The organism is Nocardiopsis alkaliphila YIM 80379, from assembly GCF_000341005.1.
Classification (GTDB): Bacteria; Actinomycetota; Actinomycetes; order Streptosporangiales; family Streptosporangiaceae; genus Nocardiopsis; species Nocardiopsis alkaliphila.
Genome location: NZ_ANBD01000065.1, coordinates 1 through 20,659, shown reverse-complemented (window position 1 = coordinate 20,659; position 20,659 = coordinate 1). Strand labels below are relative to the sequence as shown.

The 20,659-nt window shown below is 67.9% G+C and carries 18 protein-coding genes, 1 pseudogene and 1 CRISPR repeat array; of the genes and pseudogenes, 10 read left to right on the top strand and 9 right to left on the bottom strand.

Features of this window, described 5'->3' with window-relative positions:
- Nucleotides 1–343: 343 nt before the first annotated feature.
- Nucleotides 344–466 (bottom strand): annotated as a pseudogene (locus D472_RS29295) (helix-turn-helix domain-containing protein); the annotation flags it as partial.
- Between the two features lie 112 nt (nucleotides 467–578).
- Here D472_RS29295 and D472_RS0110210 point away from each other — a divergent pair.
- The gene (locus tag D472_RS0110210) at nucleotides 579–1,481 is read left to right on the top strand and encodes an alpha/beta hydrolase (RefSeq protein ID WP_017604385.1); all 903 of its coding nucleotides are present in this window, start codon (nucleotides 579–581) and stop codon (nucleotides 1,479–1,481) included.
- A gap of 63 nt (nucleotides 1,482–1,544) precedes the next feature.
- Here the strand turns inward: D472_RS0110210 and D472_RS0110205 are convergent, their stop codons facing one another.
- Complete coding sequence (locus D472_RS0110205; RefSeq protein ID WP_017604384.1) at nucleotides 1,545–2,375, bottom strand: alpha/beta fold hydrolase; 831 nt, start codon at nucleotides 2,373–2,375, stop codon at nucleotides 1,545–1,547.
- Complete coding sequence (locus tag D472_RS0110200; protein WP_017604383.1) at nucleotides 2,372–2,752, bottom strand: VOC family protein; 381 nt, start codon at nucleotides 2,750–2,752, stop codon at nucleotides 2,372–2,374. The genes D472_RS0110205 and D472_RS0110200 overlap by 4 nt, the downstream gene beginning before the upstream one ends.
- Nucleotides 2,753–2,860: 108 nt before the next feature.
- Between D472_RS0110200 and D472_RS0110195 the strand changes: the two genes are divergently transcribed.
- Both D472_RS0110195 and D472_RS0110190 read left to right on the top strand, forming a co-directional pair.
- Nucleotides 2,861–3,502, top strand: coding sequence for a TetR/AcrR family transcriptional regulator (locus tag D472_RS0110195; protein ID WP_017604382.1), 642 nt, complete (start codon nucleotides 2,861–2,863; stop codon nucleotides 3,500–3,502).
- Nucleotides 3,503–3,603: 101 nt separating this feature from the next.
- Nucleotides 3,604–4,773, top strand: coding sequence for a UDP-N-acetylglucosamine--N-acetylmuramyl-(pentapeptide) pyrophosphoryl-undecaprenol N-acetylglucosamine transferase (locus tag D472_RS0110190; protein WP_017604381.1), 1,170 nt, complete (start codon nucleotides 3,604–3,606; stop codon nucleotides 4,771–4,773).
- 129 nt (nucleotides 4,774–4,902) lie between these two features.
- Nucleotides 4,903–5,297: a CRISPR direct-repeat array (repeat unit 29 nt; unit sequence CTGCTCCCCGCGCACGCGGGGATGGACCC).
- A gap of 67 nt (nucleotides 5,298–5,364) precedes the next feature.
- Here the strand turns inward: D472_RS0110190 and D472_RS0110185 are convergent.
- Together D472_RS0110185 and D472_RS0110180 are read right to left on the bottom strand one after the other, a co-directional pair.
- A complete protein-coding gene (locus tag D472_RS0110185; protein ID WP_017604380.1) occupies nucleotides 5,365–5,607 on the bottom strand; it encodes a DUF397 domain-containing protein in 243 nt (80 codons plus the stop codon).
- Nucleotides 5,604–6,452, bottom strand: a complete 849-nt coding sequence (locus tag D472_RS0110180) for a helix-turn-helix domain-containing protein (protein WP_017604379.1) — start codon at nucleotides 6,450–6,452, stop codon at nucleotides 5,604–5,606. The genes D472_RS0110185 and D472_RS0110180 overlap by 4 nt, the downstream gene beginning before the upstream one ends.
- A gap of 355 nt (nucleotides 6,453–6,807) precedes the next feature.
- Here D472_RS0110180 and D472_RS0110175 point away from each other — a divergent pair, with 355 nt between their 5' ends.
- From D472_RS0110175 to D472_RS28620, 3 genes are all read left to right on the top strand, one after another.
- Entirely contained in the window at nucleotides 6,808–7,353 is a 546-nt protein-coding gene (locus D472_RS0110175) for an ATP-binding protein (protein WP_017604378.1), read from the top strand.
- Between the two features lie 1,004 nt (nucleotides 7,354–8,357).
- Nucleotides 8,358–8,543 (top strand): hypothetical protein, encoded by a 186-nt coding sequence (locus D472_RS28625; RefSeq protein ID WP_017604377.1) that lies wholly within the window; start codon nucleotides 8,358–8,360, stop codon nucleotides 8,541–8,543.
- Between the two features lie 188 nt (nucleotides 8,544–8,731).
- Nucleotides 8,732–8,902 carry a hypothetical protein gene (locus tag D472_RS28620; protein ID WP_017604376.1) on the top strand — a complete coding sequence of 57 codons (171 nt, stop codon included), beginning with the start codon at nucleotides 8,732–8,734 and terminating at the stop codon, nucleotides 8,900–8,902.
- A gap of 481 nt (nucleotides 8,903–9,383) precedes the next feature.
- Here the strand turns inward: D472_RS28620 and D472_RS25245 are convergent, their stop codons facing one another.
- The 3 genes from D472_RS25245 to D472_RS0110150 all read right to left on the bottom strand — a co-directional run bounded on the left by D472_RS25245 (nucleotide 9,384) and on the right by D472_RS0110150 (nucleotide 13,289).
- Nucleotides 9,384–10,175 carry a VCBS repeat-containing protein gene (locus D472_RS25245; protein ID WP_017604375.1) on the bottom strand — a complete coding sequence of 264 codons (792 nt, stop codon included), beginning with the start codon at nucleotides 10,173–10,175 and terminating at the stop codon, nucleotides 9,384–9,386.
- Between the two features lie 308 nt (nucleotides 10,176–10,483).
- Nucleotides 10,484–11,920, bottom strand: coding sequence for a pyridoxal phosphate-dependent decarboxylase family protein (locus D472_RS0110155; protein ID WP_017604374.1), 1,437 nt, complete (start codon nucleotides 11,918–11,920; stop codon nucleotides 10,484–10,486).
- Nucleotides 11,913–13,289: an MFS transporter gene (locus tag D472_RS0110150; RefSeq protein ID WP_017604373.1), complete on the bottom strand. Its 1,377-nt coding sequence runs from the start codon at nucleotides 13,287–13,289 to the stop codon at nucleotides 11,913–11,915. The genes D472_RS0110155 and D472_RS0110150 overlap by 8 nt, the downstream gene beginning before the upstream one ends.
- Nucleotides 13,290–13,901: 612 nt before the next feature.
- Here D472_RS0110150 and D472_RS0110145 point away from each other — a divergent pair.
- Nucleotides 13,902–14,096, top strand: coding sequence for a hypothetical protein (locus D472_RS0110145; protein WP_017604372.1), 195 nt, complete (start codon nucleotides 13,902–13,904; stop codon nucleotides 14,094–14,096).
- A 182-nt stretch (nucleotides 14,097–14,278) separates the two neighbouring features.
- Nucleotides 14,279–15,352 carry a glycoside hydrolase family 5 protein gene (locus D472_RS0110140; RefSeq protein WP_017604371.1) on the top strand — a complete coding sequence of 358 codons (1,074 nt, stop codon included), beginning with the start codon at nucleotides 14,279–14,281 and terminating at the stop codon, nucleotides 15,350–15,352.
- Between the two features lie 115 nt (nucleotides 15,353–15,467).
- Here the strand turns inward: D472_RS0110140 and D472_RS0110135 are convergent, their stop codons facing one another.
- Complete coding sequence (locus D472_RS0110135) at nucleotides 15,468–17,954, bottom strand: ATP-dependent Clp protease ATP-binding subunit (RefSeq protein ID WP_017604370.1); 2,487 nt, start codon at nucleotides 17,952–17,954, stop codon at nucleotides 15,468–15,470.
- Nucleotides 17,955–18,233: 279 nt separating this feature from the next.
- Here D472_RS0110135 and D472_RS0110130 point away from each other — a divergent pair, with 279 nt between their 5' ends.
- Nucleotides 18,234–19,547, top strand: coding sequence for a bifunctional o-acetylhomoserine/o-acetylserine sulfhydrylase (locus D472_RS0110130; protein WP_017604369.1), 1,314 nt, complete (start codon nucleotides 18,234–18,236; stop codon nucleotides 19,545–19,547).
- On the top strand, nucleotides 19,544–20,659 hold a 1,116-nt coding region (metX, locus tag D472_RS25240), incomplete at its 3' end, for a homoserine O-acetyltransferase MetX (RefSeq protein WP_017604368.1). The genes D472_RS0110130 and metX, both read left to right, overlap by 4 nt.

Genomic DNA, 20,659 nt, shown 5'->3' with positions numbered 1-20,659 from the left:
CCAGAAGCACCCCGTGCGACCGGGCATCGGCGGTGTGCGGGAGCAACGCGGCCGTCCGGTTCGGATCCGGACCGCCCAGACCACACCGCCGCAGGTGCCAGGTCACCTCTTCGGTCACCTCGGCGAAGAACGCATCGAGCTCGGCCACGCCCTCCGGTGTCCTTGGCGTGTACCGGTGCGACAACGCGTGCAGACGCGGTCGTCGTCGATGCTCGGCCACCAGGAGTTCGCACATGCGACCAACGGTCTCCTCCCACGTGGGAGATCGTGAGCGCAGCCGCACGAAAAGCTCCCTGAAGCGGTCCCTGGTGGCGCGCACGTGCCGTTCGGCCAGTGCGTGGAGCAAGGCCCGCTTGTTCGGAAAGTACTGGTACAGGGTTCCGATGGAGTACCCGGCCCGTTCGGCGATCCGATTGGTGGTCGCGCCGTACCCCTCCTGTTCGAAAACCTGAGCAGCCGCTTCCAACAGCTCATGGACGGTCCGCCGAGAGCGCTGCTGGCGCGGGGTCTTGCGAGGTGTGTCGATGGTGCTTCCAATGCGAGTTGTCCGGAGCCCTCCACGGGCGGACGATCGTGGTGTGAACGATCCTTACACGGCACTCATGCCCGACAATTTGCGAGTTCGGTCCGTACCCAGACACCGGACCTGGTTTCGTGACGGCCGCACATCGGTGTACGTCGACCGGTGGGGCGATCCGAACGCCTCCCGCCGAACCCTGTTCCTCCACGGGATGGGCGGGCACTCCGGGTTACTGGCGCCCTTCGCGGCGGCGGTGGCGCACCAAGGGGTCCATGTGATCGTCCCGGACCTACCCGGGTTCGGACGAACACGAGTCCCCGACCGTGCCGGCGTCCGCTACCCGCACTGGGTCGAGACCGCGTGCGCCTTGGCCCGTGCCGAACAAGAGGAGTTCGGTGCCCGGATCGCACTGGTCGGAGCCAGTGTGGGTGGCATGCTCGCCTACGACGTGGCCACCCGCACCGAAGCCGCGCACACGGTGGTGGCCACCTGCCTGCTCGACCCTCGACAGAGCGCCGTCCTACGCCACATCTCGCACAGACCCTGGCTCGGTGCCCTGGCGCCCCGAGCCGCACGGCTCTCGGCGGGCCCGTTCGCGAACGTGTCCTTGCCGGTCCGAATGCTGAGCAACATGGGCGCGATCAGCAATCAGCCGGAACTGACCCGGGCCGTGCTGCGGGACCGCTCGGGCGGAGGCAACAAGGTACCCCTGGGTTTCCTCCGCTCCTACCTGGAAACGGGCCCACTGGTCGAACCCGAGCACGCCCACGGCTTCACCTTGGTCCTGGCACACCCGGAAAGGGACCGCTGGACACCGGTCGAGGTGAGCTCCCTGTTCTTCGACCGGGTCGCAGCGCCCAAGGAACTGGTGATGTTGCCCAACGCCGGACACCTGCCCGTGGAAGAGCCGGGACTGGGCCGCCTCATCGAGACCATCGTCGAGGCGAGCACGCCCGCGTGACCTCATGGGGCGCCCGGGCGCCCCCGACCCGCCAACGATCTCCGGTCGGCTTCGCGCAGCTCCTCACCCAGGACCGAGCACCCCGCGCAGGGTCTCGGCGAAGGCCGCCGGTTCCGTCTCGAACCCCAGGTGGTCACCGCCGAACGCGATCGGTTCGCTTCCCAACTCTCGGGCCAGTGCCGATCCCATGGTGTGGATGTCCCGGCCCACGGACCCCTCGCCCAGACCGAGCACCACCCGGGTCCGGTTCCGACGCAACGTCTCGGTATCCGGTCGATACAGCGACAGCGGCAGCAATCCGTGCCCGAGGAAGTAGTCGAAGTTCCCCGCCACCCGCTCGAAGGTCGCGGCCTCCTCCTCACCCTGGGGCGGCTCCTGGCCCCCGTCGAGTTCGTTGATCCCGAAGAAGAGCGCCATGGCCGCCTCCACACCCTCCTCGCGGTAGGTGTCGTACACGAGCCGATCATGCGCGATGACCTCGGAAGGATCATCCAAGAGCAGCACGCACGGAGGTTCGTGGGCCACCACCGTGCCCACCAGGTCGGGACGGTGCGCCGCCAACGCCAGCGCGATCTGGGCGCCCCCGCTGGTACCGAACACGTGCGCCGGGGCGCCACCGAGTTCCTCCACCAGCAGGGCGGCGTCCTCGGCGTGCACCTCCAACCGCTGCTCCTGGGGGGCTCCGTCCAGGACGCTACGAGAGTTGCCCCGCGGATCGTAGGCCAACGTCGTGTACCCCTCGGCGAGCCGCCGCGCCAGATCCGCCAGGACCCCGGCGTCCTGCGGCCCGCCCGGGATCATCAACAGCGGCGGACCCGAGCCCCGCACTTCGGCGTGGATCCGCGCCCCGGGGACGCGCAGGGAACGCACCGTGGGGGAGTGGCGCCCGCTCACGAGGCCTCCCGGAGTCGGCTGCTGACCACCATCCGGTTGCCCTCGCTGTCACGGAACTCCGCCACCGTGACCCCCGGCATGTAGGCGGCCTCCTCCGGTTCGGTGACGATCTCCACGCCCTTGGCCCGAAGCTTGTCCACGGTGCCCTGGACGTCGTCCTCGACCAGGACCAGTACCGGCCCAGGGGAGGGGGCATCGTCGGGGCGGGCAACGAAGTGCAGGGCGGTCTCGGCCCCGGAGAAGCCGAGCTCCACCCACCGCCACCCGTCCTCGCCCATCGGCGCGTCCGCGAGCACGCGGCAGCCGAGCTTGTCGGTGTAGAAGGCCTTGGCCCGATCCTGATCGAACACGGGCAGTTCGGCGAACTGGACGTGCATGAGAAGACTCCCATCCCCTGAAAAGTGAACTGGACGGTCCAGTACTGTCTTGATATGAAAAACTAGACCGTTCAGTACCCGAGCGTCAACGGAAAACCGAGGAGCAACGTGAACGAGGGCCGTTCGGAACGCAAACGACGCGCGATCCTCGAAGCCGCCGAAGAGGTCTTCCTGCACGGCGGCTACCTGGGCACCAACATGGACGAGATCGCCGCACGCTCCCAGGTCTCCAAACAGACCGTGTACAAGCACTTCGGCAACAAGGAACGCCTGTTCATCGAGATCGTCACCCACATGACCACTTCCGCCGGCGACCTCGTCCACGACCAACCCGGGCCCACCGCCGGCACCGACCTGGCGACCTACCTCACCGACTACGCCCACCGCCAACTCACCGTGGTGCTCACCCCACGCCTGATGCGGGTACGTCGCCTGGTCATCGGAGAGGTCCCCCGCTTCCCCGAGCTCGCCGAAGCCCTCTACCACCATGGGCCGGGACGGGCCATCGACAACCTCGCCCGCCTCTTCACGCAACCCTCCTTCGCTGGGCGCCTGCCCATCGACGACCCCCACGAAGCGGCCTCCCGCTTCAACTGGCTGGTGATGTCCGAACCCATCAACCGGGTCATGCTCTTGGGCGACGACGCCATCCCCACCTCCGAGGAACTTCGCGTTCACGCGGCCCAGAGCGTGAGACTCTTCCTCGCCCCCCACACACGAACCGAACCGGATGACGACCCGTCCCAATAAGGGTGGACACGGCAGTGCCCGAACACGGCTAACGTGCTCAGGGGCCACCACGTCGTGGCCCGGCAAGCGAACTCCTCATCACCCACTCGGACGGAAACCGCGTGAACAGCACCAACGACCACCGTGACCTGCGCCTGATCGTCACCGGAGGTGGCACCGGTGGCCACACCTACCCCGCGCTGACCGCCGTCAACGCGCTCCGCGCTCGCCTGGAGGCGACCGGCAACTCCCTCGAGGTGCTGTGGGTGGGTGCCGCCGGCAGCCTGGAGAAGCGTGTGGCCACCACCAACGGCATCGCCTTCGAGGCCGTGGCCACCGGCAAGATCCGCCGCTCCAAGAACCCCCTCAAGCTCGCCTCCCCGGCCAACGTCAAGGACATGACCAACGTGCCCCGGGGCGTGGCCCAGGCATGCAGGCTCGTGTCCGACTTCGCCCCCGACGTCGTCCTGGCCACCGGTGGTTACGTCGCCGTGCCCGTCGGCTTGGCCGCTCGCATGTGCCGCAAGCCCCTCGTGGTCCACGAGCAGACCGTGCGCCTGGGACTGGCCAACAAGGTCCTGGCCCGCGCCGGTGCGCAGATCGCCGTGTCGGCGCAGTCCTCCGTGCCGCTGCTGCCCGAATCCTCCCAGGCCGACGCCGTCGTGACCGGCAACCCGGTGCGCCCCGAGGTCCTCACCGGCCAGGCCGACCTCGCGGCCAAGGGGCTGGGCTTCGAGGGCTACGACCAGACGCTGCCCACCGTGTACGTCACCGGTGGGGCGCAAGGGTCGGCGCAGATCAACGACAACGTCCGGGCGATCCTGCCCTGGTTGCTCGCCCGGGCCAACGTGGTGCACCAGTGCGGTGCGGCCAACGTCGCGACCTTGCGTGAGAGCGCCCGGCAGCTTCCGCCGGGGCTGGCCGAGCGCTACCACCTCACCGACTTCGTCGGGCCCGAACTGCCCGACGTGCTGGCGCTGGCGGACGTGGTGATCTCCCGCAGCGGTGCCGGAACCATCGCCGAGCTGACCGCCTTGGGGAAGGCGGCGGTGTTCATCCCGTTGGCCTCCTCGGCGGGTAACGAGCAGGCGCACAACGCTCGCCACCTCCAGGAATCGGGAGCGGCGGTGGCCCTGCTGGACGAGGTGACCCCTGAACGTTTGCAGCAGGCGGTGGAGCCGCTGTTGGCCGATCCGGCCACCCGGGCGGCGATCGCGAACAACGCCCGGTCCCACGGTCGTCCCGACGCCGCTGAGCGTCTGGTGGACGTGCTTTTGCGGGCTGCTGGTTGAGCCCCTCCGGGGCCGCCCCGAGCGTGGCGGCCCCGAGGCCCCTTTTGGGGGGAATGTGGCTTGGTGTCCAATTCTCGACAAGTTGCAGATTCGGGCTACCTGACGAGATAGAATCGCAGGTCAACGAGACTGCTCCCCGCGCACGCGGGGATGGACCCGTCAGGCCCCACCCCCTGCGCCGGGGAAGTCACTGCTCCCCGCGCACGCGGGGATGGACCCGGTAATGAAATCGACCCCGTGGATGAGGGCCTCTGCTCCCCGCGCACGCGGGGATGGACCCTTTTCCGTGGACGTGGAGTTCCTCGAAATACCCTGCTCCCCGCGCACGCGGGGATGGACCCCGGGCCTCCAGGTCACGAACGCCCGCCTGGCCCTGCTCCCCGCGCACGCGGGGATGGACCCATGTCACAGGCTCCTTTCCAGCGCGCTCACGGCTGCTCCCCGCGCACGCGGGGATGGACCCGACGCCCCGAGGTCCTTCCCGCCCTCCCAGATCTGCTCCCCGCGCACGCGGGGATGGTTCTCAAACAAAGGCCCCGATTGCTGTCCTTGAGTTCTAGTAGTCGGGGCCTCATCACTGCCAGGGAGACTTCAGCGCATGTCGCGGTGTGCGGTTCCGAGGAAGGCCTGCCACTCACCAGCGTCGAAGAAGAGGGCGCCGAGTTTGCGGTTCTTAGTGTCCCGGATAGCAGCCTCGGCTGCTCTGTCGGCTAGTTCCACGTATTCTCCGTGCGAGCTGCTGTAACTGGACCTGCGGAAGTTAGTCGGTAGGTGCGCCGCTTCCACGCAGTTGTTGTCGCCTCCGCTATAGCTGGACTTGAACCACTGGATCATCGGTACTCCCTTGCCAACGAGTCGATGCGGTCCATCGTGTCAGATGGTGAAAGCGCGGCCTGGCTCAGGTTCTTGAAGGCTTCTCTGTAGCGGCTGACACTCTCAACACTCTCAAGGTACAAATCGCCCATCATGCCCTCGATATAGACCACATCGGGGTACTGGTCCTCAGGGAACGAGAAGATGGTGAAAGCGCCTTCCATCGCCGTGTGCGCACCCGAATCGAACGGGAGCAGGCGTAGCGTCGCTGACTGACTGCTTGCGATCTTGTGCAGGGCCTCCAGTTGTTCGGCCATGACATCCCTGCCGCCGACAACACGCTTGACCACGGCTTCGTTGAGGATGAAATCCAGGTGGAGGGGGCTTTCCCGTTCGCAGATCCTTTGCCGTGCCATGCGTGCTGAGACACGACGCTCGACGCTCTGCATGTCATACCCGGGACGTAGGGCTTGGATGATGGCGCGTGCGTACTCTTCTGTCTGGAATAGGCCGGGGACGAGTTCTGAGGAGTAGTACCGGATCAGGTGGGTCTCGTCTTCCAGGGCGACGAACGATCCGGTGAAGACATCCTGGTAGGAAGTCCACCAGCCTCGCTTCTTGGCATCCTTCGCCAGTTGGATGAGAGCTTCTCGCTGAGGGCTGGCCACACCGTAGAGGTCGAGCAGCCCTTGGATGTCTAGCCAGTTCACCCGAGGGCTACGTGCGTTCTCTAGCCGGAAGAGTTTGGAGACGTGCCAGTCCATACGGGCGGCGACCTGCTCTTGGGTCATCTTCGCCTCGGCCCGGAGTTCACGCAGGGCCTGAGCGAGCCGGTACTGCCGCACGGTGGGGATCGGTTCAGCCATCGCATCCTTCGTTCTTCAGCGTCGGTTCTGACTCTGGCGCGCCTGTGCACTGCGTTCTTGTGCCCAAAACGGATCTTCTTGGGTAATCTACACGCCTTTAACTTGCAAGCTTGTAAGTTGATGCCCGCTGGGTTTTACTGTAGTCGGCTTAACACAAGCCGTGGTGCTGAAGCCGTGAATCACGGCCGGGAAGTTGACATCGCTGGTGCCAGGCGACTTCGGTTTCTCTTCAGGTCGTGAAGGTCGCCTGGCTACGGGTGGGTGACCACAAGAAAACGGGCTCTGGGGGCGATTGGCGCGCTCCCAGAGCCCAACGACAACACGAGACCTCAGTGTGAGTAAGGAGTTGTGTGTCATGACCATTGTGCCGCGTCCCCGCGTGCCGTTGCACACCCCCACCCCGGCCTTCGCCGGGCGACGGTGGGCTTCGCGTGCCTACCCGGGCGAGTTGGCCCAGGCCTGTTGGGTTCGTGAGGACCTGCGCGCGGACCTGTACCGCGTCGAGGGCCTGGGCCCGGATCTGACCGACACGGTGATCCTGTGCGCGAGCGAGATGTTCTCCAACGCCTGCGCCCATTCACGGTCGGGGCAGATCGATGGTCGGGTGATCCGGAACCTGTTCATGCCCGACGCCCGCACCTTGTACGTGGGCATGGTCGATGACGGGGTCCGCACCGATACCCCGACCTTTCCGCACATCCCGCACCAGCGCACCGTGACCGAATGGGAGGAGGCAGAACGAGGCCGGGGGTTGTTGCTCATCGACCACCTGGCCACCCGCTGGGGCAGCCGCGCGGTGGTGGACTTTCCGTTCTGTGCCGGCCTGGGCACCTTGGTCTGGGCCGAATTCACCCTCACCACCGCCACCGCCGCTAGCACCACTACGGGGGTCGAGCGATGAGCCCCGAATCGGCCACGGGCGAGCTGCGCGCGGTACTGGACGCCCCTCGCGGCCGGCGATTCTCCCGCCCCGGCCTCTCGAACCGGCCCATGGCTGCTCCTCCCAGCGATTCCGAGTCCAGCCACTCCGGCTCCAGCAAGGTGCAGTTCAAGGCCCGTGAGCAGTGCTTGCTGGCTCAGATGAAAGACAACCCCCGCGTGGCTCACCGCCAAACCCACGGCGTCCTACCGCAGTGGGTCTACGCACACGTGGCCCGCATCGACGAACGCGAACACGAACGCCGAATCCACCCAGCCTCCGACCACCCCGAACGCCCTGAAGGTCCGTGGAAACCGGCACCTTCACCGGCCCCATACCACCGGCCACGGCCTACGGTTCCGCGTCCTCGCCCGGCCCCGGACGATGGGCCGCCTCCGCCCCGGCCGCCTCGCCCACCGCTACCGCGTCGCCCTCGACGTCCGCACAGCCACCGCAAACCCCGCCGCTCGCGCGCGGGTTGGCATCTGTGCGGTTACACCCTGGCCGCCTTGATCGGGGCCGTGGCTCATTGCTTGGTCATGGGCCTGTTGTAGTCATGGGTCGCTCCACCCACAACCGGGGCGGGGTGCATCCACTCTGGTCGTTGTCTCAACCGATATCGTTGAAGGCGGTCAAGGTGTTTTTTGGAGTTGCTCGTTGAGCCCAGAGGTTGTTCCTCCGGGTGACGTGTTTATCCTTTTTGTCGGGAAGGTGGCCTGGTGTCTAATTTTCAACAAGTTGCAGATTCGGGCTATCTGACGGGATAGAGTCGCAGGTCAGCGAGGCTGCTCCCCGCACACGCGGGGATGGACCTGAGTACAGCATTTCGTTTTATCTGTTCCTTCCCTGCTCCCCGCGCATGCGGGGATGGACCCAGGGGTCTCAGCGGTCAACGCACTGGTAGAAGCTGCTCCCCGCGCACGCGGGGATGGGCCTGGCGGGCCCGTGTGATGGAGGGTCGTAGGGCTGCTCTAAGCTTCTCGACCATGGCCACGACCCTGATGGCGTATGCCGGTCCGGTCGACGCCGACGCGTCGGTGACGCGCATCGGCGGTGTTCCTCTGGCGCCAGAGGGGTTCGGTCGGCATCGCTGCGCAGAGTGCTCGGGGCCGATGCGGTTCCTCGCGCAGCTGCTGGTGGACGTCTCCGAGGCTGCTGGCACTCCCAGCTGAACGGCCACCCGCTTGAGTGAGGTCCCCGGGCCGCCTGGGGTGAAGGGGAGACGCCCACCTCGTAAAGGGTGGTGTTCCTCTTCCAAGGATGATCGGAGCAAGAGAAATCCTGAGATTGGTGCTCCGTGTGTTTCCTGTGAGGTCCGGGTAGGGGCTCGAACGAGGAACCCATCCGAGGAGGAGACGGTATGAGCGTGCCGGAAGAGTCCAGGCCCAAGACCACCGACACCGACCAGGTGGTGAAGAAGGACCACAGCGACGACGCCAAGGGTCCCGACACCCGCAGCGAGATGGAAGCCGAGCTCCAGGACAAGATGGCGGCCAAGGGGCTTGACCGGGAGGACTTCGAGGACCGCTGACCGGCTGTGGCCGCGATGCTGATCTACGGGGGCGCGTCGCGGCCGCCACCCCTCGGACAGGCCAGGCCTCTGGGAGCGTGCCGTCCTCGTTCCCAGAGGTCTTGCACCCTCCAGAGCACCCTCTCGGCGAAGGTCTGGAGCAAGCGATGTGGGCGGGCGGTATCGGCCACCGAGGGTCCGAATGTCGAAAGCTCCGAACAGTTCCGTCCTCCAAGCGGGAAGGAAGTGTCCCTTCCGGATGCGGCAGGGCGTGCATCGTCCGAATTCGCTCTTCGCGCACGCGGGGGCGGGCCGGCGTGGTAGGTGCGTATGCCGGGCCATCATGCCCTGAGGGCGGTGACCACCTCACCCCAGAGTTCTTCGGAGAGGGCAGAGGGGTGCGGAGGCGGTCTCCAAGCACCCGAGGAGGCCACTCGGGCGTTGGTGCGTGTCCTTGATCTGAGCAGGCCGGGGCCGATGGTGTGGCCTGAACCTCGAAGCACTACTCGTCGGAGCAGACGCCGAAGTCACTCCATCCCGGTTCGGTTTCTCGCCAAGTCGAGAGGGCGTGGAAGCCGCTCACCTCTCTGTCCACGCTCACCCCGCCGTCGTCCTGGTGGCCGGTGAAGTGGTCGACCCCTCCGTCTCCGGCGGTTTGGAACACCTCGAGCTCGGCGCGGCCGTCACCATCCTGGTCACTGGCCCGTACCCCGTACACGAACCCGCCCCAACCGATGCGAATGGGACCGACTCTCTCGCTCGTCAAGTCCCGAGCGAGCGGTCCGTAACGCACCTCGTGGACGGGCATGTTGTCCACGGGGTCATCTCCGCTGTGCGGTTCGCTGAGGAACAAGGCCATGTCGACGTGGCCGTCGCCGTCGAAGTCCCCGAAAGTGCCCCGTGCCTCCAACTCGGAAGTCGTCAGGCTCGCGAGCTCCTGCCGGTCCAGGGCGTGGTCGAGGCCGATCCACCAAGGTGGGTCCCCCTCTTCGGAGACGACGGTGATCGTGCCCTCACGTTCTGGGTCGCGGATTTCGTCCATGTGGCCGTCGCCGTCCACATCGGCGCGCAGAATCGTGCCGTCGGCACTGGCGCACACCGGCATCGGGGGATGGTCACCGGGTTTGGTCGGGGGAGGGGCGGGGCCATGGAGTTCCGGTGCCGGCGACTGCGCGATCCAGGTGATCGCGATCAGGGCGAGCAGGCCGGCTCCCGTGCCGAAGACCAGCCGGCGTGAGCGGGGTGGTCTTCGTGGTCGTGAGTCCGGTGGCTCCGGTTTTTGGGGGGCTGACATGCCGACACCCTAAGCGGGCCTCATCGAGCGGCTCAACGGGTGTCCGCCCGGTTCCGATCGCTCGGGCCGGCCCATGGGCGGGGCCCTGAGGCTCGTCCTTCCTGAGCCGTGAAGGCTGAGCGTCACCGGTGGTTTTCGCCAGGGCCGGGTCCAGTGGACCGCTCGGCCCTGGTGTCGGTGTGAGCGAAGGGGCACCATTCCGGATAATCTTGTACCCGTGGTCAAGGTGGGCGTCCACCGTGACCACGGGTACAAGATCATCCGGGGTGGAAAAGAGCCGCACCGACCCGCGACCTCGGTGTCGGGTGTCAGCCGGCGTGGGGCGAGTTCAAGGCCGACAGGAAGCGCACCAGCAGCGCTTCGCGGGTGGCGGGCGCCAGTCCGTCCAGCACGCTGTTGACCACCGCCATCCCAGAACCTCCCGGCCCACCGAGCTTGACGCCCACGGACGCCAACAGCTCCACGAAGGTGCCATCGTCCAGGGAGGACAGGTCCAGTCCTTCGATCACTTCGGTCAGTCCTTCGGGTACCCGTGGGCGCGTTCCCACACATGCCTCGACCGAGGCCGCCAGTACCTCCAACAGTGCGTCCACCCCTGCCAGGGACACCCCGGTCAAGGTCAGGTGCAGGTTTGGTGGGATGCCCGCATACGACAGTTGGGGTTGCAGGAACCACCCTTGTTCTGCCACCCGGTCGCCGAGCACGAACACGTCCAGTTCCGGGTCATCGGAGGCCAGCGCGACCAGGGGCGCGTCCGGCTCGCCCAGGACCCGCAGCTCCGGGACGCGTTCGATTCCCTCACGAAGGCGTCGAGCGGCGGCCATCGCGTCGGCGGCCAATTCCCGGTACCCGGTGGCGCCCAACGCCATCAGGGTGGCCCAGGCTCCGGCGAGCGGTCCGGCGCCCTTGCTGCTCTGCACGGTGGAGTTGATGACCGTGTAGCCGGGCCAGTCGGCGCTCGCGTAGTAGGCGCCGCGTCGTAGTTCGGCGTCGCGGAACAGTAGTACCGAGGCGCCCTTGGGGGCGTATCCGTATTTGTGCAGGTCGCAGGAGAGCGAGGTGACACCTGGCACGGACAGGTCGAAGGGGGGAACCCCGTCCAACCACGGCAGGACCCAGCCGCCCACGCACGCGTCCACGTGGCAGGGCACCCCGTGTTCGGCGGCCAGGGCGGCGATCTCCCGCACCGGGTCGATCACCCCGTGCGGGTAGGAGGGGGCCGAGGCCACCACCAGGACGGTGTCGTGGTCCAGTGCCCGGGCCATGGCGGTGGGGTCGGCGCGCAGGGTGCGCGGGTCCACCGGCACGCTCACGGTCTCCAACCCCAGGTAGTGGGCGGCCTTGTGGAAGGCGGGGTGGGCGGTGATCGGGAGGACTATCCGTCCGCGCCCGGAGGTGGGACGGGTGTCGCGGGCGGCCTTGACAGCCAACATGATCGATTCGGTGCCGCCGCTGGTGAAGATTCCCGGGGTCGACTCGTTTCCGCCCAGGGCCGAGGCCACGGCGGCGACCACCCGGCGTTCCAGGGCCACGGTGCTGGGGAAGGCGGTCGGGTCGAGCCCGTTGACCTCCACCATCTCCATGTACGCGCGATGTCCGGCCTCGCGGACCTCGGGGCGACCCGGGTCGTACACGTAGGCGGCCACCTTGCCCTCACGGACGGGAAGGTCGCCCTCCCTCAACCGGGAGAGTTCGGCGAGCAGTTCGTCGGTGGAGCGGCCTTCCTCCGGTAGGGGCTCAGGCATGTTCGCTCTCCCTGGGGGGTCGTTGGGCGGCGGCCTGTCGGTAGAGCACGCGTCGGAAGGCCAGCAACAGCGGCAGGCTCCCCAGGAACAGCGCGGCGGGGAGCAGGGTGAACCCGGCGGACATTCCGAGCAGGGCGCCGGCCGGTTGGGCCACGGTGGTCTGCACGTCCGAGGATTGGAACGCCGACAGCGTCAGTACCAGGGAGAACGCGCCGGGTCCCAGCGCCATCGCGGTGGTCTCCGCCGACGACCACAGGCCGGTGAACGTGGCGGGTTGGGCCTGGCCGCTGCGTTGGACGTCGTCGCGTACGGTCTCGGGCATCAGGGACAGCGGTAGGAGTTGCAGCGCGGTGTAGAAGATCCCGACCAGACCGGCCACGCCCAGGATGGCCGGTACGGATTCGCTGTTCACGATGGGGAAGAAGACGGCGGCGGTGATGGTCATGCCCACCGTGGCGATGAGGAAGCATCGGGTGATCCCGAAGCGGCGCGCGGCCGTGGCCCAGGCCGGTACCGCCACCAGGCTCGGTCCGACCAGGCACACGAACATCACGGACGTGAGGCCGTAGTCGTCGAGTCGGTAGGAGGCGATGTAGGGGGCACCGGCCAGCATGACGGCGATGCCCAGGGATTGGACGGAGAAGGTGGCGGACAGCAGGAAGAACGCCTTGTTGCCGGCGGCGGCGCGGAAGGCGGCGATCACGCCGAGGGGGTTGGGGCCGGGGCGGCTGGGAATCCACCGATTGCCGAGGGTGGCGGCGCCCATGGCCAGGAGCAGGACCGCGCCGATGGTGACGCCCATGAGCGTGTGTCCGGCGCGTCCGCCGCCGCCGAGTTCGACGACGGCGGGGGCCAGGCCACCGGCGGCGAGGATGCCCAGGGTCAGGCAGATCACCCGCCAGGACATGGCGCGGGCGCGTTGGTCCTGTCGGGGGGAGATCTCGGTGGGCAGGGCGATGTAGGGGACCTGGAAGAAGGAGAAGGCCGTGGTGGCCAGCACGAACGCGAGCAGTACCCATAGGGCGGAGGCGATGGGGGTGCTGGTGGGGGCGCTGAACATCGCGGCGAACAGTACGGGCAGGAGGAGGGCTCCGGTGAGCATCAGGCGGGAGCGGCCTCCGGTGCGTACCGCCTCGCGGTCGCTGGCGGTGCCGATCACGGGGCTGATGATCACGTCCCAGAACTTGGGCAGGACCAGGACCAGGCCGGCGAACCAGGCGACCACACCGAGTACGTCGGTGAGGTAGTAGAGCAGGAGGAGCCCGGGCAGGGCGGAGAAGACGCCGGTGCCCACCGAACCCACGCCGAAGGAGAGGAGTCGGGAGCGGCTCAGGGGTGCGGCGTCGAGCTCTTCGACGGGGACGCTCATCGCGCTACCGATGGGTGCGGAGGTGGTGAGTGCCGGCCATCGGCGTGCGCGGCGGCACCGCCGTGGAGTGTGGGATCTGTCACGTGAGGCACATTACCCCCGAGTAAAGCGACATATCAACATTTTTTAGACATCTTGTGGGTCTCGGTCCCACTTTTGTGGCGGCCGTGGCCAACGCCGATCGCTTCCTGAAACATCCTCGTTCCGGCGCCCTCCTCTGTGGTCGCCGCCGTTTCGTCCCCCAGGTGTCGGGTAACTCTGCCCTCACAACCCTCTCCCATCACGAATCGACGGAAATGGGGGTACATGTCACGGCTCCAGCACCACGCGCACGACGGGCGAGGGTCTCCAAGCGCGCTCCACAGGGGTCCTGGGCCCCGGTGGGCTCCGGCTGGACGTGGCGATGGCACCGGTGTGGCTCCGGCCGATCCGAGCCGGTGCCCGGGGCGCGGTGGGGCGTGGAGCCCTTCTCCTGGGGCGCGGCGGGGGCCGTCCTCGGAGTCGGACCCACGGCTTGGTCGAAGTCGCGCCTGACGCCGAATTCACCTCGACCGGGCAGTAACCGACCACGACCCACCCGAAGGAGACGGTCGGACGAGAGGAGGAAGTCGGATGAGCGTGTACCTCGCGGAGCAGACGCTGCGTCGGCCCGATCCCATGCCACCGGATCCGTTCCCACCGGCGCCGATGCCGCCCGACCCGGTCCCGCCGGAACCAAGTCCGGATCCGCTGCCCGAGCCCGAACCCGGACCGCCCGGGCCGGTGCCAGACCCGCCGGGTCCCGAACCCGAACCGGAGCCCGCCTGAAGGAGGTTCCCATCGTGGGGCGCACCGTGATCGGTGGGCCCCACGGGGCCGCTCGGACCGACGCCCTCACCCTCGGTCACCCCCCTTGACCTCCGGGCGACCGCTGCCTAGTTTCGGCGGGGACCACTCCTTCCGGATCGCGCCCGCCTCGCGGCCGGTCCGCACCCCGCCGGAGGACCACCTTGGCACGTCACCGCGATACCCCCAGACACCCCTACCGCACCCTTTCCCTGGCCGGTGTGGGAGCGCTCCTACTCGGAACCGCCCTGCTCACCGATGGTCACGCCCAACACGCCGAACCCGTCGCGAACGCCACCGAGACCACCGCCATCGCCGAACACGGGCGGCTCCAGGTGTGCGGTCTCAAGCTCTGCGACCAGGACGGCACACCGGTCCAACTCACCGGCATGAGCACCCACGGCCTGCAATGGTTCGACCACTGCCTCACGGACGCCTCCCTGGACGCTTTGGCCCACGACTGGAACGCCGACGTCATGCGTGTGGCCATGTACGTGCAGGAGGGCGGATACGAGACCGACCCGCGCGGCTTCACCGACCGGGTGCACGAACTCATCGAGGAGGGCACCGCCCGTGGCATGTACGTGATCGTGGACTGGCACACGCTCACCCCAGGCGACCCCAACGAGAACGTCCACATGGCGCGCGACTTCTTCGCCGAGATCGCTTCGGTGCACGCCGACAAGGACAACCTGCTCTATGAGATCGCCAATGAACCCCATGGTGTGTCCTGGGAGTCCATCAAAGGGTACGCCGAGGAGATGATCCCGGTGATCCGCGAGAAGGATCCCGACGCCCTCGTGCTGGTCGGTAGCCGGGCCTGGTCATCGCTGGGCGTGTCCGAGGGTTCGGACCACACCGAGATCGTCCAGAACCCGGTGGAGGCCGACAACATCATGTACGTCTACCACTTCTACGCCGCTTCCCACGCGGGTGGGCACTACGACGTCTTCGAGCGGGCGGTCCAGGAGTTGCCCTTGTTCGTCACCGAGTTCGGTACCCAGGAGTACACCGGCGATGGGCCCAACGACTTCGCTTCCGCCCAGCGCTACCTCGACCTCATGGACAGGGAACGGATCAGCTGGGTGAACTGGAACTACTCGGACGACTTCCGCTCCGGGGCGGCCTTCGAACCGGGTACCTGTGAGGCGGACGGGCCCTGGAGTGGAACCCAGGCCCTCAAGCCCGCGGGGGAGTGGATCCGCGATCGGATCCGGACCAGCGGTCTGTCCGGCTGAGGCGGCCTCCCGGCCACACGCGGTGCGTGGGGCGCACCCGGTCGGGCCCCGGAGGAGTCGTTGGATCCGTCTCCTCCGGGGCCCGTTCCCTGCCCGTGGGCCGGAACCGGCGCCGCTAATCGGTGGCGATGGTCAACTCATCGGCCTCGTCCACGTCCACCACGACCCGATCACCGGCCACGACCTGCCGGTCCAGCAGCATCCTGGAGAGTCGGTTGCCCACGTTGCGCTGAATCGTCCGGGCCAGCGGACGCGCGCCGAACTCGGGCTGGTGACCACGCTGGGACAGCCAACCCACCGCTTCGTCGGTGAAGCGCACGGAGATGTCCTGGTCCTGGAGTCGTTCCTCGGTCCGTTTCAGCATCAGGCGGGTGATCTGTCCCAGTTGCTCCTCGCCCAACTGCTGGAAGACGATGACCTCGTCGATCCGGTTGATGAACTCCGGACGGAACTCCTCCTTGAGCCGCCGTATCACCCGACGCTCGGTGTCGGGGTCCATCTGGCCATCGGTGGTGAACCCCATCGGGCCGCCCCCGGTGATCACCTCCGAACCGAGGTTGCTCGTCATGATCACCACGGTGTTGCGAAAGTCCACCGTCCGGCCCTGGCCGTCGGTCAACCGGCCGTCGTCCAACAGTTGCAGCAGCAGGTTGAACACGTCCGGGTGGGCCTTTTCCACCTCGTCCAGCAGCAGCACCGAATACGGGTGTCGACGCACGGCCTCGGTGAGCTGGCCGGCCTCCTCGTACCCCACGAACCCGGGTGGCGCCCCGGTCAGTCGGCTGGCGGTGTGCCGCTCCTGGAACTCGCTCATGTCGATCCGGACCATGGACTCCTCCGAACCGAACAGCGCCTCGGCCAGCGCGCGGGCCAGTTCGGTCTTGCCCACGCCGGTCGGGCCCAGGAACAGGAAACTGCCCACCGGGCGGTCCGGGTCGCCCAGCCCCGCACGGTTGCGTCGGATGGCCTCCGAGACCGCGGTGACCGCCTCGTCCTGGCCGATCACCCGGTCGTGCAGGACCTCCTCCAGGTTGACCAACCGGTCCCGTTCCTCCTGGGTCAGCTGGGTCACCGGGATGCCGGTGTTGCGTGAGACCACCTCGGCGATGTCGGTCGGGCCCACCTCGGGGACGGCCGAACCGGTCCCGCGCGCCTGGTGCATGTTGCTTCTGGCGGAGTTGATCTCGTCGCGCAGTCGAGAAGCCTCTTCGTAGTCCTCCTCTTGGACGGCGCGCTCCTTGCCCTCCTCCAGTTCCTTGATCCGCTCCTCCATCTCCCGCAGTGCCGAACTGGAGGTCTTCAACCGCAGTCGCACCCGTGCCCCGGCCTGGTCCACCAGGTCGATCGCCTTGTCGGGCAGGAACCTGTCGGTGACGTAGCGGTCGGACAGCTCGGCGGCGGCCACCAGGCTCTCGTCGCCGAAGCGCACCTGGTGGTGGGCCTCGTAACGGTCGCGCAGCCCGCGCAGGATGTCGACGGTGTCCTCCACCGACGGCTCGGGTACCTGGATGGGCTGGAAGCGGCGCTCCAGCGCGGCGTCCTTCTCGATGTTCTTGCGGTACTCGTCCACCGTGGTGGCGCCGATGATGTGCAGTTCACCGCGGGCCAGCGCCGGTTTGAGGATGTTGCCGGCGCTGGTCGATCCCTCCCCGGCGCCCGCTCCGACGATGGTGTGGATTTCGTCGATGAAGATGAGCAGTTCCTCCGAGTGCGCGCGGATCTCCTCGACGATGCCGTTGAGCCGTTCCTCGAAGTCACCTCGGTAGCGGGTGCCCGCCACGATGCCGGAGACGTCCAGTTGGACCAGACGCCGCCCGCGCAGGGTCTCGGGCACGTCGTCGTCGAAGATGCGTTGGGCGATGCCCTCCACGATCGCGGTCTTGCCCACCCCGGGGTCACCGATGAGTACCGGGTTGTTCTTGCGCCGCCGGGCCAGCACCTCGATGCACTGTTCGACCTCGTCGTCGCGGCCGACCACCGGGTCCAAGCGCCCTTCCCGGGCGAGTTCGGTCATGTCGGTGCCGAACTCGTCCAGTGTGGGCGTGGAGGAGGGGGCGCTCTCGCCCTTTTGCTCCCCCGTGGGGGCGGGCCCGGCGGCCTTTTGCAACGCATCGGGGGTGATACCCCGGTCGCGCAGTAGTTGGCCGACCGGGTGGTCGAGGTTGACCGCCAACGCGAACAGGATGTGTTCGGGCGTGATGGCAGCGCTACTGGTGGCCCGGGCGATGTGGAGCGCGTCGAGAAGGGCGCGTTTGGCCGACGGGGTCAGTCGCACCGAACCGCGCACCGAGCGTGGTGCCTGGGCGACCGCCTGGTCGATGACCTCCTCCACCGGCTTGGCTTCGGCACCGGTGCGTTCCAGGAGTGCTCGGGTGGGCGAGTAGCGCAGTAGCGCCCAAAGCAGGTGGATCGAGTCCACGTCGGCACCGCCGCCCTCCAACGCCCGTTGGACGGCGGCGTCGGCGACCTGTCGCGCTTCGGGGCTCATCAGTTTGGACAGGTCGACGCGGCGCACGGGCCCGCGGGCACCGAGGAAGCGAGCCAGGAATTCGTCGAAGGAGCCGGGTTCGCCGCCCGGGCCTTCGGGATGGTCGTGTGTCATCTCATCCCCCGTACGTGTGGTGACAGGTCGGCGTGGGGCATGAACGACCCCCGCGTGAGTGGGCGTGTGTCGGGCGGCGGTGATCGGCCGTGCGGGGCGCTCCGCGGCCCGTGTTTCCCACACTCCCCGCCATTTCGGCGATCCACACATGGGACACGCGTGTGGCCGGGGGAGTTTCGGTGCGGGTTTCCGTGGTAAGTGGTCTTCTGACCGGTCACGATGCTAGGCTCGCCCTAATTCCCTACTCTTTTGGTCTGATTTTACGTGCAGGAGTCCTCTTTGAGCGCCGACGCCGACAAGCAGTCCTGGTCCTTCGAGACCCAGCAGATCCACTCCGGAGCCCAGCCCGACCCCGCCACCAACGCGCGGGCCACCCCGATCTACCAGACGACCTCGTACGTCTTCCGGGACACCCAGCACGGCGCCGACCTGTTCAGCCTGGCCGAGCCCGGCAACATCTACACCCGTATCATGAACCCGACCCAGGACGTGCTCGAGCAGCGTCTGGCCGCCCTGGAGGGCGGTGTCGCCGCGGTCGCCTTCGCCTCGGGTTCGGCCGGCATCACCGCCGCGATCCTCAACCTCGTCAGCGCCGGCGACCACGTGGTCTCCAGCCCCTTGCTCTACGGCGGGACCCACAACCTCTTCCAGCACACGCTGCCCAAGCTCGGCGTCGAGGTCTCCTTCGTCGAGGACCAGAACGACCCCGAGGCCTGGCGGGCGGCCACCCGTCCCGAGACCAAGCTGTACTTCGCCGAGACCCTGGCCAACCCCGGCGGTAACGTCCTGGACGTGCGCGCGGTCGCCGACACCGCCCACGAGGTCGGCGTTCCGCTGATGGTGGACAACACCGTCCCCACGCCCTACCTTCTGCGTCCCATCGAGCACGGCGCCGACATCGTCGTGCACTCGGCCACTAAGTTCCTCGGTGGCCATGGCACCACGGTCGCCGGTGTGGTCGTGGACGCCGGTACCTTCGACTTCGGTGCCCACGGTGACCGTTTCCCCGGTTTCGTCGAGCCCGACCCCAGCTACCACGGCCTGAAGTACTGGGAGGCCCTCGGTCCCGGTGCCTTCGCGGCCAAGCTCCGTGTCCAGGTGCTGCGCGACACCGGCGCCGCCATCGCCCCGCTCAACTCGTTCCTCATCCTGCAGGGCGTGGAGACCTTGTCCCTGCGCATGGAACGCCACGTCGCCAACACCCAGGCGCTCGCCGAGTGGCTGGAATCGCGTGATGAGGTCGAGCGCGTCCACTACGCGAGCCTGCCCTCCAGCCCCTTCTACGAGCAGGCCCGCAAGTACATGCCCAAGGGCGCCGGAGCCGTGCTCTCCTTCGAACTGCGCGGCGGCGTGGACGCCGGGCGCGCCTTCGTCGACGGCACCGAGCTGTTCAGTCAGCTGGTCAACATCGGTGACGTGCGCAGCCTCATCGTGCATCCGGCCAGCACCACCCACAGCCAGCTCACGCCCGAAGCACAGGCCGCCTCCGGGGCCACCCCCGGTCTGGTCCGTCTCTCCGTCGGTCTGGAACACATCGACGACCTCCGTGCCGACCTCGAGCTCGGCTTCCAAGCGGCCAAGGCCCACCAGTGACCCAGCAGTCCGGCGCTTTCGCCTCCCGCCCCCACCCCGGTGGCTGGCGGGAGGGCGACCCGGTGGCCGAGCGCCGCTGGTTCCATTTGGAAGAACCCCTGGGATTGGAGTCGGGCCAGACCCTGCCCGGGGTGCGTCTGGCCTACCAGACCTGGGGTCGACCGAACCCGGAGGGTACCAACGCCGTCCTGGTGCTGCACGCCCTGACCGGCGACGCCCACGTGGTGGGGCCCGCCGGTCCCGGGCAGCCCAGCCCCGGCTGGTGGGAAGGGGTGGTCGGCCCAGGACTGGCCCTGGACACCGACCACTACTTCGTGGTCGCCCCCAACGTCCTGGGCGGCTGTCAGGGCAGCACGGGGCCCTCCTCCCCGGCCCCCGACGGCCGACCGTGGGGGAGTCGCTTCCCCCGCATCACCCTGCGCGACACCGTTCGGGCCGAGGAACACCTGGCCGCGGCACTGGGCATCGACGCCTGGGCGGCGGTCATCGGCGGTTCCATGGGGGGTATGCGTGCTCTGGAGTGGGCGATCACCCACCCCGAACGTGTGCGTCGTGCCCTCATCCTGGCCTGTCCGGCGGCCACCAGCGCCTGGCAGATCGCCTGGGCCTCCCCGCAACTGCACGCGATCCGCGCCGATCCCGACTGGGTCGACGGTGACTACCACGGCACCGAGCGTTTCCCCGTGGAAGGTCTCGGGGTGGCCCGCCGGATCGCACACATCACCTACCGGGGCGCGGACGAGATCGAGACGCGTTTCGGCCGCGCCTTTCAGGATGAGGAGAACCCGTACGAGGGGGGTCGGTACGCGGTGGAGTCCTACCTGGACCACCACGCGGGCAAGCTCGTCCGTCGTTTCGACGCCGCCAGTTACGTGTTGCTCACCGAAGCGATGAACGGGCACGACGTCGGGCGGGGCCGGGGCGGCGTGGCGGCCGCGCTCGCCCGTATGCCCGAGCGGACCATCGTCGCGGGCGTGACCAGCGACCACCTGTATCCGCTCGCCCAGCAGGACGAGATCGCCCGTCACCTACCCGTTCCGGGTCGGGCCCGGGTGATCGACTCCCCCCATGGGCACGACGGATTCCTCATCGCCACCGACCAGGTATCGGCC

Bases quoted from the DNA above. Each gene is read 5' to 3' on its own strand.
- D472_RS0110200 (WP_017604383.1), bottom strand. From the start codon at position 2,752: ATGCACGTCCAGTTCGCCGAACTGCCCGTGTTCGATCAGGATCGGGCC.
- D472_RS0110185 (WP_017604380.1), bottom strand. From the start codon at position 5,607: ATGATCCAGTGGTTCAAGTCCAGCTATAGCGGAGGCGACAACAACTGC.
- D472_RS0110180 (WP_017604379.1), bottom strand. From the start codon at position 6,452: ATGGCTGAACCGATCCCCACCGTGCGGCAGTACCGGCTCGCTCAGGCC.
- D472_RS0110175 (WP_017604378.1), top strand. From the start codon at position 6,808: ATGACCATTGTGCCGCGTCCCCGCGTGCCGTTGCACACCCCCACCCCG.
- D472_RS28625 (WP_017604377.1), top strand. From the start codon at position 8,358: ATGGCCACGACCCTGATGGCGTATGCCGGTCCGGTCGACGCCGACGCG.
- D472_RS28620 (WP_017604376.1), top strand. From the start codon at position 8,732: ATGAGCGTGCCGGAAGAGTCCAGGCCCAAGACCACCGACACCGACCAG.
- D472_RS25245 (WP_017604375.1), bottom strand. From the start codon at position 10,175: ATGTCAGCCCCCCAAAAACCGGAGCCACCGGACTCACGACCACGAAGA.
- D472_RS0110155 (WP_017604374.1), bottom strand. From the start codon at position 11,920: ATGCCTGAGCCCCTACCGGAGGAAGGCCGCTCCACCGACGAACTGCTC.
- D472_RS0110150 (WP_017604373.1), bottom strand. From the start codon at position 13,289: ATGAGCGTCCCCGTCGAAGAGCTCGACGCCGCACCCCTGAGCCGCTCC.
- D472_RS0110145 (WP_017604372.1), top strand. From the start codon at position 13,902: ATGAGCGTGTACCTCGCGGAGCAGACGCTGCGTCGGCCCGATCCCATG.
- D472_RS0110135 (WP_017604370.1), bottom strand. From the start codon at position 17,954: ATGACACACGACCATCCCGAAGGCCCGGGCGGCGAACCCGGCTCCTTC.